This window comes from Ruegeria sp. R8_1, assembly GCF_017743815.1.
GTDB lineage: Bacteria > Pseudomonadota > Alphaproteobacteria > Rhodobacterales > Rhodobacteraceae > Ruegeria > Ruegeria lacuscaerulensis_A.
Window position 1 is genome coordinate 85848 of the sequence record NZ_JAGHRL010000003.1, and the last position, 17448, is coordinate 103295.

General features: G+C 55.9%; 17 protein-coding genes. 2 read left to right on the top strand and 15 right to left on the bottom strand.

The window, feature by feature from the left end; genetic code table 11:
* Positions 1 to 32 precede the first annotated feature (32 nt).
* On the bottom strand, positions 33 to 1379 hold the full coding sequence (locus J7380_RS07715; RefSeq protein ID WP_170353387.1) for a substrate-binding protein: 1347 nt from the start codon (positions 1377 to 1379) through the stop codon (positions 33 to 35).
* Between the two features lie 866 nt (positions 1380 to 2245).
* On the opposite strand from J7380_RS07715, the gene J7380_RS07720 reads away from it, so the two are divergent.
* Positions 2246 to 2902, top strand: coding sequence for a helix-turn-helix transcriptional regulator (locus J7380_RS07720; protein ID WP_209195212.1), 657 nt, complete (start codon positions 2246 to 2248; stop codon positions 2900 to 2902).
* The gene (locus tag J7380_RS07725) at positions 2902 to 3390 is read left to right on the top strand and encodes a prepilin peptidase (protein ID WP_209195213.1); all 489 of its coding nucleotides are present in this window, start codon (positions 2902 to 2904) and stop codon (positions 3388 to 3390) included. Before J7380_RS07720 ends, J7380_RS07725 begins: the two co-directional genes overlap by 1 nt.
* Positions 3391 to 3396: 6 nt before the next feature.
* Here the strand turns inward: J7380_RS07725 and J7380_RS07730 are convergent, their stop codons facing one another.
* The 14 genes from J7380_RS07730 to urtB form a co-directional block, all read right to left on the bottom strand.
* Positions 3397 to 4380, bottom strand: coding sequence for a type II secretion system F family protein (locus J7380_RS07730; protein ID WP_209195214.1), 984 nt, complete (start codon positions 4378 to 4380; stop codon positions 3397 to 3399).
* A gap of 12 nt (positions 4381 to 4392) precedes the next feature.
* Entirely contained in the window at positions 4393 to 5421 is a 1029-nt protein-coding gene (locus tag J7380_RS07735; protein WP_209195215.1) for a type II secretion system F family protein, read from the bottom strand.
* A gap of 11 nt (positions 5422 to 5432) precedes the next feature.
* A complete protein-coding gene (locus J7380_RS07740; protein ID WP_209195216.1) occupies positions 5433 to 6830 on the bottom strand; it encodes a CpaF family protein in 1398 nt (465 codons plus the stop codon).
* A 48-nt stretch (positions 6831 to 6878) separates the two neighbouring features.
* On the bottom strand, positions 6879 to 8081 hold the full coding sequence (locus J7380_RS07745) for an AAA family ATPase (RefSeq protein ID WP_209195217.1): 1203 nt from the start codon (positions 8079 to 8081) through the stop codon (positions 6879 to 6881).
* 11 nt (positions 8082 to 8092) lie between these two features.
* Complete coding sequence (locus J7380_RS07750; protein ID WP_209195218.1) at positions 8093 to 8731, bottom strand: TadE family protein; 639 nt, start codon at positions 8729 to 8731, stop codon at positions 8093 to 8095.
* A complete protein-coding gene (locus J7380_RS07755) occupies positions 8728 to 9234 on the bottom strand; it encodes a TadE/TadG family type IV pilus assembly protein (protein WP_209195219.1) in 507 nt (168 codons plus the stop codon). Before J7380_RS07755 ends, J7380_RS07750 begins: the two co-directional genes overlap by 4 nt.
* Positions 9231 to 10814, bottom strand: coding sequence for a Tad domain-containing protein (locus J7380_RS07760; protein WP_209195220.1), 1584 nt, complete (start codon positions 10812 to 10814; stop codon positions 9231 to 9233). The genes J7380_RS07755 and J7380_RS07760 overlap by 4 nt, the downstream gene beginning before the upstream one ends.
* A 28-nt stretch (positions 10815 to 10842) precedes the next feature.
* Complete coding sequence (gene cpaB / locus J7380_RS07765) at positions 10843 to 11703, bottom strand: Flp pilus assembly protein CpaB (RefSeq protein ID WP_209195221.1); 861 nt, start codon at positions 11701 to 11703, stop codon at positions 10843 to 10845.
* A 163-nt stretch (positions 11704 to 11866) separates the two neighbouring features.
* Positions 11867 to 12046, bottom strand: coding sequence for a hypothetical protein (locus J7380_RS07770; RefSeq protein WP_209195222.1), 180 nt, complete (start codon positions 12044 to 12046; stop codon positions 11867 to 11869).
* Between the two features lie 151 nt (positions 12047 to 12197).
* Positions 12198 to 12377 carry a hypothetical protein gene (locus J7380_RS07775; RefSeq protein WP_209195223.1) on the bottom strand — a complete coding sequence of 60 codons (180 nt, stop codon included), beginning with the start codon at positions 12375 to 12377 and terminating at the stop codon, positions 12198 to 12200.
* A gap of 389 nt (positions 12378 to 12766) precedes the next feature.
* Entirely contained in the window at positions 12767 to 13462 is a 696-nt protein-coding gene (gene urtE, locus J7380_RS07780) for an urea ABC transporter ATP-binding subunit UrtE (protein ID WP_209195224.1), read from the bottom strand.
* A 3-nt stretch (positions 13463 to 13465) separates the two neighbouring features.
* On the bottom strand, positions 13466 to 14206 hold the full coding sequence (urtD, locus tag J7380_RS07785; RefSeq protein ID WP_209195225.1) for an urea ABC transporter ATP-binding protein UrtD: 741 nt from the start codon (positions 14204 to 14206) through the stop codon (positions 13466 to 13468).
* Positions 14203 to 15432: an urea ABC transporter permease subunit UrtC gene (gene urtC / locus J7380_RS07790; protein WP_209195226.1), complete on the bottom strand. Its 1230-nt coding sequence runs from the start codon at positions 15430 to 15432 to the stop codon at positions 14203 to 14205. Before urtC ends, urtD begins: the two co-directional genes overlap by 4 nt.
* A 3-nt stretch (positions 15433 to 15435) precedes the next feature.
* Positions 15436 to 17388: an urea ABC transporter permease subunit UrtB gene (urtB, locus tag J7380_RS07795; RefSeq protein WP_209195227.1), complete on the bottom strand. Its 1953-nt coding sequence runs from the start codon at positions 17386 to 17388 to the stop codon at positions 15436 to 15438.
* Positions 17389 to 17448 lie beyond the last annotated feature (60 nt).

A 17448-nucleotide genomic window follows, 5' to 3' on the forward strand; every position in this document is an offset into this window, starting at 1 on the left:
AAGAATTTTCGTCGAAAATTCTGAGGCGCGGATTATGCGCCCGAGTTACACGAACCCAGGTCACCGCCGGCGAACATCGGATGATCAGGTGCATAGGTCACCTGCTCGACCGGGGTCACCTCGACGATTTCCAGCGTGTCATAGGCGTTGGTCGGGTTTTCGTTGCCACGCACGACCAGCACATCTTTGAAGCACTGGTGATCTTCGGCGCGGTACAGCGTCTTACCGTTGCCCAGACCGTCGAACTCGAACCCTTCCAGCGCTTCGACAACGCCACAGGGGTTGAACGTGCCCGCGCGCTCGACCGCATCGGCATATAGCAGAACCTGCGCATAGCAGGTCTGGGCCGAGTTGGATGGCGGCTTGCCGTACTTTTCACCGAAGGATTTCACGAAGGCCTTGGTGCCCTCATCCTGCAGCTGCCAGTTCCAGTTCATCGAACCCAGCACGCCTTTGATGTTCTCGCCCGCACCAGCGGCCATCAGTTCGGAATACAGCGGCACGACAATCTTGAAGTCCTTGCCGTTGGCCACCTTATCCAGCAGGCCGAACTGAATCGCGTTGGTCAGCGAGTTCACCATGTTGCCGCCATAGTGGTTCAGAACCAGAACATCCGCGCCCGAGTTCAGAACCGGAGCGATATAGGACGAAAAGTCCGTTGACGCGAGTGGTGTTTTGACTGTGTTGACCGTTTCCCATCCCAAGGCTTCGGTCGAAGCAACAATCGACTCCTCCTGGGTCCAGCCCCAGTTGTAGTCAGCTGTCAGGTGATAAGCGCGGCGTTCCTTGCCCATCTCAGCCGCCAGCACCGGCGCCAGCGCGGCACCCGACATATAGGCGTTGAAGAAGTGGCGGAAACCGTTGGCTTTCTTGTCTTTACCGGTGGTGTCATTGGCATGGGTCAGACCCGCCATAAAGATCACGCCTGCCTCTTGGCACAGACCCTGAACCGCAACGGCCACGCCCGAGGACGATCCGCCGTTGATCATCACGGCCCCGTCTTTTTCGATCATCGACTTGGCCGAAGCGCGGGCTGCATCCGATTTGGTTTGTGTATCACCGGTTACGAACTCGACCTTTTTACCAAGGATACCGTTCCCCTTGAGCGCCTTGGACGTAAAGGTGTTCAGGCAACCGCCATCGCCTTCACCATTCAGATGCTCGACCGCCAGCTGTTGCGCCAGAAGTTCATCATTTCCTTCTTCGGCATATGGCCCGGTCTGCGGGACGTTGAAACCAAGGGTAACCGAAGACCCTGTGGGCTCGTTAGTGTAGGCTGCTGCTGACGAAGCGGTGAAGATCGTAGGCAGGGCCAGACCGGTTCCCGCAACGGCACCGGACTTCAGCACGCCGCGGCGTGTGACAGATTTGTTAGTCATTCATTCCTCCCATTTCCCAATTTTCACTCTCTGGCTCCTCTTCCAGCGAGTGAAGGCGCATTTCTGCGTTCTATGAGTATGGAGGCCCATCCGAAAATTTCTCAACAACCTATTAAACTTGCAACGATGTTAAGTAAACAAATACACAAGAAAATAGAAAATCAGTTAATGTTTGGCCATTCTGATTTTTTTTACTATTTAATTACAGATATTTAATTGTGAATTCAATATTCTTGTCAAAAACCTAAAACCGCTACCAAACTCGCTGATTCAAGTTGCACCCTTCGGGCTAAATGCGAAGAGTTCTCACAATGACACTTGCCCGCGCCGCATTGAAACACCTGAGAGCACATTCTGAAGAGCTTAAACTTACCAATATTTGACGAGTTTATGTTCCGACATAAATCCCATTATGAACACTCATAATAGCTCAAGCCAGAGCGCCTGACACGCCATGAAAGAAACAGTCTAAAGGAGCTCGCTCGTTTGTCCCCAGAAAGGAGGCCATAAAGTCACAACTTTCGTTCGTTGCTCTAAATTTATGTTCCATTAATTTTCAGTTAATTTTTTAGGTGGTACGTTAGACTTTCAAAAGAATCGTTAAAGAATCGAGTGGGCATTCGTCCGCTTTTGGCGTAAGCCGCATTTTTGTTGTAATTAGTATGGAATGGTGACGTATGAATGGGGGGAAGGCTCAAACTGGAGCGTGGCTGCCAAATGCGCTTCATGCACGAGCAATCATAAATTTCATTCATTGGAGTCAGGGCGGCCTTGTTCTGGACGCAGCTCTCAATGGTATAGTGGAAGCGTTCGGTGCAGACTGCGCCGTAATAAGCCGCTTGTGGCTGAACAAAGGCGCCCACAGGGTGGCCGCGCGTTCGGACATGCGCGATCCATCAATCAGCCGCCCTCTGTTCTTGTCCTATGCCAATGACGCGCTTGGACCTTTTCGCAACATGCCGAAAAGGGCATCGGTTTTCAGTTTGCGTGAAGATGGCGAGGACCCTGCGAAACTGTCACCGGTCCTGACGGATTGGATTGCGCATCGCAAAATCTCGGACATCCTGTTCCTGTGTCTGGACCATCAGGCTGGCGAAATAGACTTTCTTGAGCTGCACTTTGGTCAGAATCCCGAACCCGGCTATAAGGAGGCAATCGAACAGATTGCTCCACAGTTATCCGAGACGTTTCAGAGCCGGCGCGCTGGCCTTGTGACCGAGGCATTGTCCCGGCAGACCGTCGCAACCATCCGCAAGACAAGTATTGAAGTGCCCATCCTGAGCACCGAAAACCCTGCGGGGCTTACCCGTGCCGAATGGCGTGTGTGCGTATTGGTGTCTCGCGGCATATCATCCCAAGGTATCGGAGCTGAGTTGGGAATTGGACCTGCAACTGTCAGGACACACCTCAAACATATCTATTCGAAAACCGGTCTGGATAATTTCCATATGCTGGCACGCAGACTAGTGTCGGTCGAAGAGCGCGAGGCGCTGTACGGGAAACTGCATCAAGCAAGGGCTTAATGCCTGAATTAGACTGGCAAAATTGGATTGCCCTATGGCTGTTCGCGCCGCTGTTTGCGGCTACAGCGTGGACTGATTTCACTCAGCTGCGAATTCCTAACACCTATTGCATCATCGGCCTGGTCATCTTCGTGGCCACGGCCCCGTTTCTGGACTGGCACGAGTTTTTCATGCGCCTCATGATTGGCGGAGCGTGCTTTCTGCTTTGCTTTGGCCTGTTCGCAGTCAGATGGCTGGGCGGCGGGGACGCCAAGATGCTTCCTGTCGTGTTTCTCATTGTTCCAAGCCCAGCAATTCCCGACTATTTACTGCTCTTGGCCGCAGGTATGGGTCTGGGGCTTGTTGGAATGGCCTTGGTACGGCGTTATGCCAAAACCCTATCTCCGCGCTTCAGATCAACTGCCCAATCGCGAGAGTTTCCAATGGGGATCGCGATCGGGTCTTCGGGGCTGGTTTTGACCGTGCATTCTGTCCTTCAGTATGCGTAGTCAGACTTAGCTTCCAAAAGTCTCCATGTATCGAATCACGATCGGAGCCAGGATCAAACCAGCAATAGCTGGCAACATCAGGCTGGCCATGACTGCCGACATCTGGACGGGAAGTTTGTTGGCCTTTTCCTGAGCACGCACTTCACGCAGTTCCCGCATCTCTTCCGCATACGTGTTCAAGGCAGAAGCAAGCGGAACACCAAACCGGGTCGACTGAAGAACGACACTTACAAAAGCACTCATTTCCTCGATCCCGGTTCGACGCGCCATACGCATAAGAGCTGTGTCACGATCCCGGCCTGCCTGAATCTCGCTTAACGCGATCAGTATTTCTTCGGACAGTTCCGGAGCAACCAACTGCATTTCGACAGCCACTTTTAGCAGAGCCTGATCGAATCCCATACCAGCTTCGATCCCGATCTGCAGAAGATCCAGCATGTTCGGGAAGGCGCTCTCCATCTGCCATTTGCGCTCTTTGATGCGGGCTTGCATCCACAGATGAGGAACGTAAAAACCGATCGCACCCAAAATGACCACGTTTCTTAGGGTCGCCAGCATGTCCAGACCGCCCATATACTCTGCGATCCGCGCGCCAAAGTTGTTCGGCGGCTGCCAGTTGAGCAAAAAGATAAAGGTCATCGGCAAAAACGTCGCCAGGCCCAACCGGATAAAGTAGTAACCCGCAATTGCGTTCTTCCCGCGAAAGCCAGACTTGGCTAGCACCTGCCCAACTTCGAGACGCTCGCTTGCATCGGCTGGGATAAGCGCTGCGCTCAGGCCAGTCGGCGTTTCGCCTTCCAGCTTATCCGGCGTTCCCCGAGCCAGATTTTGACGCGGCCGGCTTGGCGCCATGCGATCAGCAGCGGTTGAACGTTCTTTGAACGTGGACGAAATTCCAAAAAAGGCAAGCACTGCACCAAGAATCACAATTGCAAGCAAAAGGATTTGAGACCCAATTTCGTCAGCAAGAATAGAATTGATATATTCCATCGGGGAAACTCCTTATATCCGGAAATTCACCAGCTTAAACAATACGATGGCATTCAGAACCACCGCTACCGCGATCACCCCCATTACCGGCCAGAATGACGGAGCATCCGCAACATCGCCGTAATAGGTCGGTGTCATGATCGTCATAAAGATGGCAATGAGGACGGGAATACTGGATAGGATAAATGCGGTCATTCGACCTTCCGCCGAGATCGCCTTGACTTTACGGCGCAGCGACATTCGCGCGCGAATAACCCGCGCCAGAGTTCTGAGGATTCCGGCAAGATCACCCCCGGTACCATGCTGCATCATCAAAGCAACGGCCAGGTACTGAATGTCTTCTTCGTCAATACGCTCGGCAAGGGTTTTCAAGGCATCCGGCAGTTCTTCTCCGTAGGCAACCTGGTCGACAATCAGCCCGAACTCGGTGCCGATAGGATCAGGCATCTCTTCGGCAACGCTCTGCAACGTCGTGTTCAGCGGATGCCCAACTTTCAAACCCCGGGCCATAAGGTCCAACGCATCAGGCAGTTGCTTGATCAGCGTGGCCTTACGCTTTCTCAACGTGCTTCCGAGGATAACAAGCGGGCCCAGCAAGAAAACCACGGCCGAGATTGGCACAACCTGCACCGGGTTGGACACGAGCGAACCGCCAATTGCGCAGACAAGAAAGGCCGCAGCACAAGCCATCAGGAACACCTCGGGGGCCATGTTTAACCCGGACGCTTTCAACGCTGCCGGAAGATCCCCCACGAACGGGAAATTCCGGATCAATGGCTTGGCTTCCTGCGGTTTAAGCAGGTTCAGAACATCTTCGCCGCTCTTACCTTCGTTTAGCAACTGAACGCGGCGATTGATCGCTTCTTCGCGGTTTTCACCCCGCTTCAGGAATTGCCGCAGCCCTTCCCATGCGATCAGAGCCCCCAGGAAAACAGCCAACGCGAGAACAAAGCGCGCATCAAAACCGAAGATTTCCATCTCGGGCCCAACAATTCCGTTGATATCGAGATTGGAAAAGAATGATCGAATTTGCTCGAACATGACCCGCCTCCTTAGGTGAACTGGACGGTGGACAGGTCTACCCCAGCAGCGGCCAATGCTTCGCTCGACTTCGGCCGGATACCGGTTGCCTTGAACCGTCCCAAAACTTTGCCGTTCTCATCTTTACCTTCGCGCTTGAAGACAAAGATGTCTTGCATGGTCACAATGTCCCCTTCCATGCCGGTCACTTCAGCAATGGAAGTCACGCGGCGGGTACCGTCTGACATTCGGTTCAACTGCAGAACAAAGTGCACTGCCGAGGCAATAGTGGCGCGAATGGCCGAATGTGGCAGTTCCATTCCACCCATCTGAACCATCTGTTCGACACGCGACAGGGCGTCTCTTGGGCTGTTCGCGTGGACCGTAGTCATCGATCCGTCGTGGCCTGTGTTCATGGCCTGCAGCATGTCAAAAGCTTCCGAGCCGCGTACCTCGCCTACGACGATACGGTCCGGGCGCATCCGCAGCGCGTTTCGAACAAGGTCACGCTGCGCCACAGCTCCTGTTCCGTCCAGACCAGCAGGACGCGTCTCCATGCGCAGCACATGTTCCTGCTGCAGCTGGAGTTCCGCAGCATCTTCAATGGTCACGATCCGTTCGTTCGCGCCAATGTAAGAAGAAAGCGCGTTCAGCATCGTCGTCTTACCAGAGCCTGTACCACCCGAGATCAGAACATTCATCTTGGCGTCAACAAGCCCTCTCAGCAGGTTTGCGGCACTGTCGTTCAGGGCGCCGTTGTTCACCAAACGCTGCATCGTCAAAGGAACGCGTGCAAATTTACGGATCGACAGGGCAGGACCATCCAACGCGCAAGGCCGAATAATAGCGTTCACACGGCTACCATCCTCGAGACGTGCGTCTACCCAAGGCTGACGTTCATCAATACGGCGACCAACCCGGCTAACGATTTTGTCGATGATACGCAGCAGGTGGCGTTCATCACGGAACCGGGCTTCAGTTTTTTCAAGGATACCAGCGCGTTCGACAAAGATCTGCTCATGGCCGTTGACCAGGATATCGTTGATCGTAGGGTCGGCCAGCAATGGCTCGAGCGGGCCAAGGCCCAGGACTTCATGCATTAGCTCTTCGACAAGCTCTTTGATCTCTTCGCTGCGCATCGCACGGCCTTCATGGCGCAACAGATCCGTAGCGTGTTTGCCAATCTCGCCGCGCAGAGTGTCCTCTTCAACCTTGTCGATGACCGCGAGGTTCAGCTTGTCCAGCAGCGAGTTGTGCATCCGCGCCTTCAGGTCGATGCGATCCAACTGTCTTTCGCGATCAACGACCTTTTTCTCGGCTTCAAAGGCTGCGATGTCTGATACGTTAGAGTCCAGCTTCTTGGTATCCAAGGGAACGACCTTGGGTGCGCTGGGTGCTGTACGGCTCGTTCTGTCAAATTCACGAAACATTCTTTCAACCTTTTACTTTATCTTGCATCACGGCTTGGGGAACGGACGTCAGCTGTTCACGCGCGGCGGCAGAGACGCCCGCGTGTCATCCGCCAGCTTCTTGATCGCCCGGGTCGCTGGCGCCCGGTTGGACACGTCCTGCAAGGGAACGCCTCGATCAACGGACTCGCGCACTGTACGCTCGTCCTTTGGCACCCAATACGAGAAGTCTTTTTCAAGTAGCTTGGTCGCGGCGCGGTGATGGGCCGCGGGGAACAAGGGCTTTTTCTCAAGGCTTGCAACCAGTTGAATGTCCAAAGCCGGGTTTTCGCTGTGATAAAAATCAATCAGCTTGCGGGCAGAGCGCACCGACGGCACGGCCACATCCGTAACCAGATACAACCTGTCCGCCTGGGCGAGCACCGGAGTGATCCATTCGACCAAAGCACGCGGCAGATCAACCACAACGTAGTCGTGAGACCGGCGCAAACTGTCCAGAATAGCGTCAATCTGTTCGTCTTTGATGGCAGATAGCGGGCCATAACGTGATGGAGCTGCCAGAACATCCACACCGCATGGTGCTTTGCTCATCGCCTGATCCAGAAACGCAGTGTCAGGAATGCTTTCTTCCATTGCCATGCGCCACATGGCATCGCTTTCTTCCACGTCCATCAGGGCCGCTATGGAACCAAACTGGAAGTCCAGATCAACCACTGCAACCTCGTTGGCCGCTTTCTTCTTGAAGAAACCTTCTTTCTGCTGCAACTCGTTGGCCATATTTGCGGCCACAAGCGAAGAACCAACACCACCACGAGATTTTGCCACGGCAATTACTTTGCCCAGCGTTGCATGACCGCCCCAAACCGCAGGCAACTGAGCTTGGCGGCGAGTCCGGATCGCATCAACCTGCGGCACGATCTCCTCGTTGATCGCGGTCCGGGGTAAAACGTCATCGACGCCCAATTTCTTAAGCTGTCGAGCTTTTTCAAGCGGCAGATCTTCCGGGGCCAGCGCAATGATAATTGCGTTGGGCATCCGCGCATCGCAGATGCTCTGTGCTGTTTCCAGCATTTTGTCGCTGTCTTCCTCGACGTCGAACAGAACCACATCATTCAGCGCCGTAAGCGAGATGGCCGAACCGTTCACACCCGAGACCGTATCTTTTCGGCCAGTGAACTGGCAGTTCTCCTGTTCAGCAAGAGACCCTTCAATCGCCGAGTAGATCTCTTCGTCGGGCGAAATCAACAATACTGAAATCTGTTTTCCACTCATTATCTTTCTCCTTACTCTGCTGCCCCGATGCCCAGGTCTTCGGCAGGAACCGAAGTGCTCATCGCGGGAAGGGAAATACTATTTGGGGTGTTTGAAGTTACCGCCGGGCTATTGGAAGCCAGTGCTGCCAGTCCGGCCAGCGGCATTACGAAATCGAAGTCCACATCAATCAATTCGGCCGTAACAACTGGCGTATAAGGGCCACCCAGAAAACCCAGGCGTGGATCGTGAGTATAGGCGAACTGCACATTCGTCGGGGTTGTTCCCGGTGGCAGAAGCGATTGGATTTCATCCCAGATACGCTCACCATAAGCAGTGCTTGTGTCCAGACGGCACGGGGCAGGCAAGTTCGGCACTGCACAGATGCCACCTACGCGGCACAAGGTTCCGAACCGAGGAGTGCCTGTTGGATTGCTTACCAACTCATGCGTCTCAGGCAATGTTCCACATTGTGCTGGACCAACTGTTGCCAGACGCACTGCTTTTTGCATCGCCTTCTGCGCCGTCGTTGTAGACCAGTACAGGCGACCATAATCCACGATGCCAAACATCAGTAGAAGGAACATCGGAACGACCAGCGCCATTTCAACAAGGGCTGCACCGCGTTCTTGCGTACGGAATTTGCGAAAGATGCTAACCAGACGTGTCATATGCCAAACACCCTGCTTTGATCCGAGATTTCCATGTTCAACGGGCCCAGAGCGCCACCGAACAAGCTGAAAACGTTGCCGAACAAGAATTCGACGCGAACCTGAGCGGTCACTTCCACCACCGAGGCCGGGTTGACCCTATAGGCGCCATTACGACGCAGGCAGGTGGGGATCACGTCCACGACAGACGTCCCAACCGGCATGATAGACGTGCCGCCAAGCTGGTTTGTAACGATTTCTGTCGCTGTTATTTCGTAGTCACCGCCCAATGTGACCGGTCCAGTGGCCGCTGCGCACAAGTCAATCGGAGCCGTCCTTGCGATCATCCGGGATGCATCGCGGACACCGGCAGCAGCAGCCTGATGCGCCCAGGTGATCCGGCTGCCTTCGATAATCACTGCAATGAACAGCAGCAGCAGCGGAAGAACCATCGCGAATTCGACCATCGGTGCGCCAGATTCACAGCGCTTGAGGCGTTGGATATGCGAGATCAAGCGTTTCACCGGTACAACCTCACGACATCGCGGAAAATACCGTCATCTTCACTGCCGCCCAGACCGGCGCCGCCGACTTGTTCGACCACTTCAAGGTAAATGTCGAAATCGGTACCCGATGAATTCGCCAGAGGCTGGATCATGAAGCCTTTGACATATTCCTCAACCGGAACATCTTCAGCACGGCCTTGAACGTTGTTCGCATCGCAGTCGATCGCAGCCAGAATAAACGTGCGGCGGTCGGGATCAGTCGACGCAGGCGTGGCGCACTGCGCGCGCCCTGTTTCCGAGCGATTGGACAAGATCGGACCGCCTGAGAATTGCGCGATCTCTTCCAGATACATTTGATAGCGTGTCGCATTGGCGGGCAGGTTGCGGATCGCATCAGCTCCGACGGAATTGTTGACCGGCAGCGGATTGTTCACAGGATCAAGGCCCGCGCCATAGTTCACATCCAGATAATCCTGACGACCATCGGACCAATCGCCGTTTCCAAACCGACCACCGCTGTTGGGGACTAGCGAACCACAGGTATCAGTTGCAAAACAGTCATCCGGCGGGAACGGCATAGTGTCCAGAGAAGCTGTCGGCTGACCGCTTATGCAGCTGTTGCCACCTCCATTGCCATTGCCGCCTCCATTGCCGTTGCCATTGCCGCCTCCATTGCCGTTGCCAGCGGATTGGGTCCAACCGGAAATAACCTGCGGCCCCGGTGCATACGCGGGATCGTTGCGTTTGTTGCTCAGGGTCGACGTGAAATAGTCAAAGCGCGAGTTGTAGATTGCTCCGCCAATGCCCTGGCGCTGACCGGGTTCGGTATCAACACCCCGCTGCGCCACGCAACGACCTTTGTTACCCTCAGCAGCGATCAGGCAAATGTACAGGTTCGAGCCGTTCAGCCCCGCACATGGCCCCTCCGGATTGATGCCAAAATCAGTTGGATCAAGGAACCCAAAGTTGCCCGGACCCCACGCGGCATTGGCCTGACCAGTGCGCAGTTTGATCGTGGATCCGATATTCGCGTTAGCAGTCCAACCCGGAGGGATGCAGAACATAAGCGGAGTGACATCACAGGCGTAGGCCGTGAAACCTGCAATCGCCTGTGCGCTGACCTCGGCATCTTGCGGGGTCGCACCAAGCAAAGTTGCCAAAGCGCGCGAGAATGGAAGGAAAACTGTCCGGGGCGTTGCGGTAACCTCAGCCATGACGGCCAAAGTCGGGTCGGTTGTCACAAAACTGGCGACAGAGGCTTCGTCGCGCGCGTCATTGGGCAAACCGGTCAAAAACCGAATATCGAAGTCTGCGGCCGAGGCCAATGCACGATCGCCTTCGGCAAAGAACTGTTCGTCTGCAATCATCGCAGCGGCAGCGGCCTCAGCCCGGGTAATCGCATCTCCTTCGCCGTCCAGTTCACCAGCGGCAGCCAGCGCAACGTGATCAGCATAGGACTGAAGGTCGGTTTGGGTGGAAACGACACGGCCAAGGTCAAAAGTCAGCGCAACAAAGCCGAAGATGAAAACCAGGCTCATTCCAACAAAAACCAGAATTGCGCCGTCTTCTTCTTTTTTGAACTCTTTAACCGAAAACATTGTCAAACCCTCCCAAACACTCCGTGCTTTAGTTCACTGTCCCGGACGTGTCCGTGACGGGGACGTCCTGTTCGGCAGAGGCCGCAGTGGGATTTTCCACCCTGAACTCCTCGACCTCGGAAATACCGCGACGTACTTTGACAATCGGCTGCGGTTCACCATCTTCTGCTGGTGACTTTTCCAGAAGAATATCGCTCAGGCGCACTGCTTCGAGCGGCTCATCGTCTTCTGTGTTCAGTGAACGCAGTGAGAGGCTCAACTGGCCTGCCTTTTGCGCCAAGGCCAAACGCTGACCTTGCTGTGGCGTTACTTCAACCGTTACGGTCCGTGCGATACCGGGTTGATCCAGTTCCTCATCCGCAGTTTGGTCGACGCCGATAATGCGAATGTTTTGAAGAATGGTAATGGCGCGCAGCTCATCGTTGGACCCGCGGGTCAACACGATATCGACAAAATCGCCAGGTGTGACGAAACCGCCAACGCCGGTTTGCGCATCAACACTGATGGCAACCGCCCGGTTGTTTTCCCCGATCGTCTGCACAATCGTGACTTTCTCACCAAAGTCCGAGACCTTTGAGGCCAACAAAATCTCACCCTGCGCCAAAGCACGCTTCGCGCGACGCGGATCTGCTCCGGTTTCAGGTAGAACATCGTCAAAGTTGGTAAACACACCAGCCGGAACCGACTCTGCCGGCCATTCGATCGTGGTCAGCTTGTACCTTTCGATCGGTGTTCCAAATGGAATGTCTTCAGCAACTGCAACAACGCGGACGATAGATGCGTCTGCAGCGGCTTCCTGATTTCGTTGAATTTGGTCCTGGGCAATAAGAACGGCACCGCCTGCCAAACCGACACCCAAGAATGTCATCAAAAAAGACTTAACGCGCATAGTGCCCTCCAATTTCCGAAGTCGGTTCAGGCCGTCAGATTGGGGCGAATTGCTGTCTTCATTAACAAACCGACTGATGAACTGACGAAAAACCGTTAATTCTGGTGTGACACCCCGACTTTTAGCCGGGGAATCAAAGTTTTAACCTATCATTGAAGATTGGTTAGCGGGTCGCCGCACCAACCGCGTCTGAGAAGTTCGAGCTAGTCGCGTTAGCCAAACCGGTCAGAACCACACCGCCAACAACAATAGCAACAAACAGGGCAATGCCATATTCAACCAAAGTTGCTCCGCGCTCATCTTCACGCAGTCTCAAGAAAACCTTGCGGATAGAATTTTTCATAAGGTCATACTCCATAATGTTTAGCCGAGTACGAGATTCAAGCGCAAACCTACGATAGGTGCCTCTGCTTAAACTGATACCTCAATGAGGTTTTTCTTTACCAATGTATGAGGTATCACTTGTTCAATCTCGTGTCGTAGCACAGGATTGGTTAGCGGGTCGCAGCACCAACCGCGTCCGAGAAGTTCGAACTTGTTTGGTTGGCCAACTGAGTGAGCACTGTACCACCAACAACAATCGCAACGAATAGGGCAATGCCATATTCAACCAGGGTCGCACCGCGCTCGTCTTCACGCAGCTTCAGGAAAATCTTGCGAATTGAATTCTTCATAATTTGTACTCCAGACTGTTTTACCAAGTGCGAAATGAACGCACACACACGAGGTTCACATCCCCGTTAACAAAATTGATACCAAGCGAGTTGCGATGGAACCTCCCCCCAAACGAAAAGGTTTTCCCGCATAACGGGAATTTTCTTTCAACTTGGGCGGATTTGTGGCCAGAGTTGGGCTGAATATGACCGCCAAACACAAAAATTTACAGATTCGCCACGCACGCGAATCGTGTTTTGACAGCTCGCGTAAGCCCAAAAGCCCGGCAAAATACCGAAAACCAGTGCACATTTCCGAAGTTGACCGGAAAACCTAAGCCACAAAATGCAAAACGGCCCCTCGCTCGCTTGGGGGCCGTACAGCGTTTTTCGTTTTAAGTTGCTAGACGTTAGACCGTCACGCCCTGCAAAACCTGCTCTCGCGATAAGTCCTGCCTTGCCCCTTCCATCAGGATGGAGCCGCGTCTGAGCACGACAAAACGGTCGGCAAGATCGTAGGCAAAGTCGAAATACTGTTCGACAAGAACGATGGCCATCTCACCCTTGCTTCTGAGATGCCGAATGACATCGCCAATCTGTTGGATGATATTGGGCTGGATACCCTCGGTCGGCTCGTCCAGCAAAAGCAGTTTGGGTTTGGTGATCAAGGCACGCGCAATTGCCAGTTGTTGCTGTTGGCCGCCTGACAGGTCGCCTCCCCGGCGATTTTGCATTTGCTTCAGGACGGGAAACAGATCGAAAATCTCGTCCGGGACGAAATGCTCGTCCTTTGGCAAGCACGCAAACCCGGATTCAAGGTTTTCGCGAACAGTCATCAATGGGAAGATTTCGCGACCCTGCGGAACATACGCCACTCCTTTCCATGCCATCTTATGTGCGGGTAAGGGCGGCAACACTTCGCCATTCAGCTCCAACCCACCGCCCGAACGCGGGTGGGTACCGGAAATCGCCTTGATCAGGCTGGTCTTGCCGACACCATTGGTGCCCATCACGCAGGTCACCTCGCCCAGCGCAGCCTGCATCGAGATACCGTGCAGGATTTGCGAATGCCCGTAATGCAGGGTCAGATCGTTCAGTTTCAGCATCGCCTAGCGCCCCAGATAGACGTCGATGACGTCCTGATTTGATGTCACATGGTCCAGAGAGCCCTCGGCCAGAACCGAGCCCTCGTGCAGCACTGTCACCTTGCAGTTCAGGCGGCGGACGAACTCCATATCGTGCTCCACCACCACCACGGCGCGGGTCTTGGCGGCCTGTACCAGCAGATCGGTCGTATGTTCGCGTTCCTGCGGCGTCATGCCGGCGGCGGGTTCATCGACCAAAAGCAGGCGCGGCTCCTGCGCCAGCAACATCCCGATCTCAAGCCATTGTTTCTGCCCGTGGCTGAGTTCGCCCGATTTGCGCGTCAACTCGTCCTTCAAGCCGATCTCGGCGGCCAGTTCCTCGACCTTGTCCAGATCGCTTGCAGAAGGCCGGTAGAACAGCACGCCCAGCCATCCGCGTTTGTTCTTCAGGGCCATCAGCAGGTTTTCCTGCACGCTCTGGTCTTCGAACACGGTGGGTTTCTGGAACTTCCGCCCAATACCGGCCTGCGCGATCCTGGCCTCGCTCATTCGCAGCAGGGATATGGATTTCTCACCCCAGATCACGCGACCTTCGTCGGGTCGGGTCTTGCCAGTGACGATATCCATAAAGGTGGTCTTGCCCGCCCCGTTTGGCCCGATCACCGCGCGCAGCTCAGCGTTGCCGATCTGAAACGACAGGTTGTTGATGGCGCGGAACCCGTCGAAGGTGACGGACACGCCGCTGACTTCTAGCAGAGTGCTCATTCCGTGGCCTCCTTTTCCCGCAATGCGCTTTCATCGGGCCCAAGGGCCGCGCCGTGGCGCTGCGGTGCGCGTCGGTTGGACCAAAGGTCGAACAGCCCACCGATCCCTTGCGGGGCGAACAGCGTGACCAGCACGAAGGACACGCCCAGCAGCACCTGCCACCAGTCGACCCATTTGATTGTGTAGAACCCCAGCGGGATGTCCGGCGCCTGCCCGCCGGTGAACCAAGTGCTGAGCAGGCTGACAAAGGCCGCGCCAATCACCGCACCGTACAGGCGACCGCGCCCGCCGATGGCGACCCAGACGGCCAGATAGATCGAAGCGATCGGGGCCATCTCCTCGGGGTTGATGATGCCCGCCTGCGGATAATACAGCGCCCCCGCGATGGCCGCGATACAGGCCGTCAGGGTGAAGACAGCCAGCTTGTAGACCTCGACCGAGTAGCCGAGAAACCGCACCCGCGCCTCGTTATCGCGGATGCCGCGGATGACCGAGCCGAACTTGCCCGACACGACCCATGCCGCCAGCATGTATCCCAGCCCCAGGGCCAGTGCCGAGGCCCAGAGGAACCAGACCGACACCACATCCTGCGAGACGGTGACCCCCGGCAGGTTCTGCAGGCCCGACAGGCCGTTATTGCCGCGCAATCCGCTGTCGTTCTGGAACAGGTACAGCGCCAGCGCCAGCGTCATCGCCTGGGTAAGGATCGAGAGGTAGACGCCCGTGACCCGGCTGCGGAAAGCAAGCCAGCCGAAGATCAGCGCCAGCAAACCGGGGACCAATACGACCAGCGCCAGTTGCAGGAACAGGCTGTCCGAAAAGGCCCAGATCAGCGGGAACTCGGACGAACCAACCACGCCGAAGATTTGTGTGCCGATGGCGTCCACGACCTCGGATGACGTCGGGGGGATTTCTGCCTGCGACAGCGACTCGACCACGATCAGGCGGGTGCGTTCATACATCAGCCACATGCCGATCATGTAGCCGCCCAGCCCGAAAAAGGCGAAATGGCCCAGAGAGAGAATGCCGGTGAAGCCCCAGACCAGATCCATGGCCACGGCGATCAGGCACAGGCACAGGGTTTTGCCCAGCGTCTTGACGAAACTGGTTGAGATCACGCCGATCCCGAACCCTTCGGACAGGACGGTGACGCCCAAGGTGAACAGGGACAGGATGGCCAGAAAGACCAGCACAGATGGATTCTTGGCGACAAAGCTGCGTTCCATGGCTCAATCCCCCGCCGCGCGGCCTTTGAGGGCAATGATGCCCCTTGGCCGGAACTGGATGAAAATGATGATGAAGATGATCATGTAGGTCTGCGCCGCGAGGGTGTTCGACGGGTTCATCCACTCGATCCCCTTTTGCAGGAAGCCGATCATGCCCGCGCCGGCCAGCGCACCCCAGATGTTGCCGACGCCGCCGACAACCACCGTCATGAAGCTTTGCACGATATAGTCGCTGCCCAGATCGGACGTGACCTTGGCGAACAACCCAATTGCAACGCCCGCGATCCCGGCGATGCCCGAGCCCAGCCCGAAGGTCAGCATGTTCACCCGCCCCGGATTGATGCCCATCGACCCGGCCATACGCGGATTCTGCGTGACGGCACGCATCTCCAGCCCAAGCCGCGTGCGTTTCATGATGTAGAGGAACAGTCCCAGAAAGATCATCGCCAGCACAAAGATCGCGATGCGGATATAGCTGATCGAGACCACATCGTTCAGCACCCATGCCCCGTCCAGCCAGCCGGGCGCGGTCAGCGGCCGGGCCTGCGTGCCGAAGATGTTCTTGGCCAGTTGCTGCAGCGCAATCGAGATACCAAACGTCGCCAGCAGCGTCTCTAACGGGCGCGCATAGAGCCAGCGGATCACCAGCCGCTCCATCGCGACGCCCATGGCGAAGGTGACGGCAAAGGCCATCGGAATGGCGACGATGATCGACAGCGTATGGTCGGAGATGAATTGCTGCACCACATAGCCGGTATAGGCGCCCATCATGATGAACTCACCATGTGCCATGTTGATGACGCCCATCACGCCAAAGGTGATGGCCAAGCCGATGGCCGCGAGGAAATAGATCGACGCCAGAGAAATCGCATCCAGCGTCAGGTCGAGGGTCTGGTTCAGACCGACCTTCAGTTCGATTTGGTCCAGCGCCTTTTCGGCGGCGGCTGTGACTTCGCCCGACGGCTCTGCATAGGTTTCAAAGAACACATGCGCGCCCAGCGTTGCGTCGATGTCAGCCTGCGTGATCAAACCCGGGACAGTTCCGGCTTCGGCCAGCGCTGCATAAGCCTGCGCACGGGCCACGTCGGAGTTCAGTTGCGCGACCGGAACACCGCCCACGCGGCCTCCGTCGATATTGGCGGCCAGTGCCGCACGGATGTCATCGGGTGAAACACGCGGCGCGGCCAGATCGCGGGCGACCAGCAGGTCATAGGCGGCATCGCGCGACAGGTCATCCGATCCGGGTTGCAAAACACCAGCGATATTCACATCTGACGGCAGGTCCGTCGCCGTCTGCAGCCTGGTCACGACCAGAGGGTTCAGCGCCGCGCGAACGTCGACCCCCAGATCGTCGGACATCTCTTCGATCGCGGCCACGCGCGCGGCGGTATCTTCGTCATAACCGATGGTCAGCAACCGTTCCAACCGCTGTTTCTGCGCTTTCAGATCGGCGTCGGGCTCATCATCAATCGACGCGCGCAGCGGCTCAAGCAAGGCGCCTTCGGGGTCGCGTTGGATAGATGTCAAAGCAGCCAGTCGTTTTGCACGATCCGGGTCGGACAGCTGGAATTGCACCAAGGCCGTGCCGATCATCGCGCGGATGCCGCTGTTGGGTTTCAACTGTTTCAGGTCGGATTTCTCGAACGTGCCAACAACCTCGCCGGTGTCGAAATCGGTCAGCTCATAGGACCGTCCCTCACCCTTTTTCCCGGCAAAGAACAGGCCGTCGGACTTGCGCATCCACACGTTTTTGGCGGCCCATGTCTCAAGCATCACCTGCGCCTGCGGCAAACCACTGCTGGCAATCGCATCAATCGCGGGCCCGATCGTCTTGCGCGAGCTTTTGGCGATGATCTCCTGATGCTCCTGCAGGATCGGTTGCAGACCGGCCTCTTGCGCGTTGGCAGTCAGGCAGGCGCACAGGATTGCGAGGCCCGCAAGGAATAGTCGTAACATGTGGTGAAACCCGAGTGTCTTAGGGGGCAAGGCGGGCGATCACACCCGCCTTGCGTGTCG

What these genes read in the sequence shown, in the direction of transcription:
- J7380_RS07740 (WP_209195216.1), bottom strand. Translation starts at nt 6,830, where the DNA reads ATGTTTCGTGAATTTGACAGAACGAGCCGTACAGCACCCAGCGCACCC.
- J7380_RS07775 (WP_209195223.1), bottom strand. Translation starts at nt 12,377, where the DNA reads ATGAAGAATTCAATTCGCAAGATTTTCCTGAAGCTGCGTGAAGACGAG.
- J7380_RS07760 (WP_209195220.1), bottom strand. Translation starts at nt 10,814, where the DNA reads ATGTTTTCGGTTAAAGAGTTCAAAAAAGAAGAAGACGGCGCAATTCTG.
- J7380_RS07715 (WP_170353387.1), bottom strand. Translation starts at nt 1,379, where the DNA reads ATGACTAACAAATCTGTCACACGCCGCGGCGTGCTGAAGTCCGGTGCC.
- J7380_RS07735 (WP_209195215.1), bottom strand. Translation starts at nt 5,421, where the DNA reads ATGTTCGAGCAAATTCGATCATTCTTTTCCAATCTCGATATCAACGGA.
- J7380_RS07745 (WP_209195217.1), bottom strand. Translation starts at nt 8,081, where the DNA reads ATGAGTGGAAAACAGATTTCAGTATTGTTGATTTCGCCCGACGAAGAG.
- J7380_RS07730 (WP_209195214.1), bottom strand. Translation starts at nt 4,380, where the DNA reads ATGGAATATATCAATTCTATTCTTGCTGACGAAATTGGGTCTCAAATC.
- urtE (WP_209195224.1), bottom strand. Translation starts at nt 13,462, where the DNA reads ATGCTGAAACTGAACGATCTGACCCTGCATTACGGGCATTCGCAAATC.
- urtB (WP_209195227.1), bottom strand. Translation starts at nt 17,388, where the DNA reads ATGTTACGACTATTCCTTGCGGGCCTCGCAATCCTGTGCGCCTGCCTG.
- urtD (WP_209195225.1), bottom strand. Translation starts at nt 14,206, where the DNA reads ATGAGCACTCTGCTAGAAGTCAGCGGCGTGTCCGTCACCTTCGACGGG.
- J7380_RS07770 (WP_209195222.1), bottom strand. Translation starts at nt 12,046, where the DNA reads ATGAAAAATTCTATCCGCAAGGTTTTCTTGAGACTGCGTGAAGATGAG.
- J7380_RS07725 (WP_209195213.1), top strand. Translation starts at nt 2,902, where the DNA reads ATGCCTGAATTAGACTGGCAAAATTGGATTGCCCTATGGCTGTTCGCG.
- J7380_RS07750 (WP_209195218.1), bottom strand. Translation starts at nt 8,731, where the DNA reads ATGACACGTCTGGTTAGCATCTTTCGCAAATTCCGTACGCAAGAACGC.
- cpaB (WP_209195221.1), bottom strand. Translation starts at nt 11,703, where the DNA reads ATGCGCGTTAAGTCTTTTTTGATGACATTCTTGGGTGTCGGTTTGGCA.
- urtC (WP_209195226.1), bottom strand. Translation starts at nt 15,432, where the DNA reads ATGGAACGCAGCTTTGTCGCCAAGAATCCATCTGTGCTGGTCTTTCTG.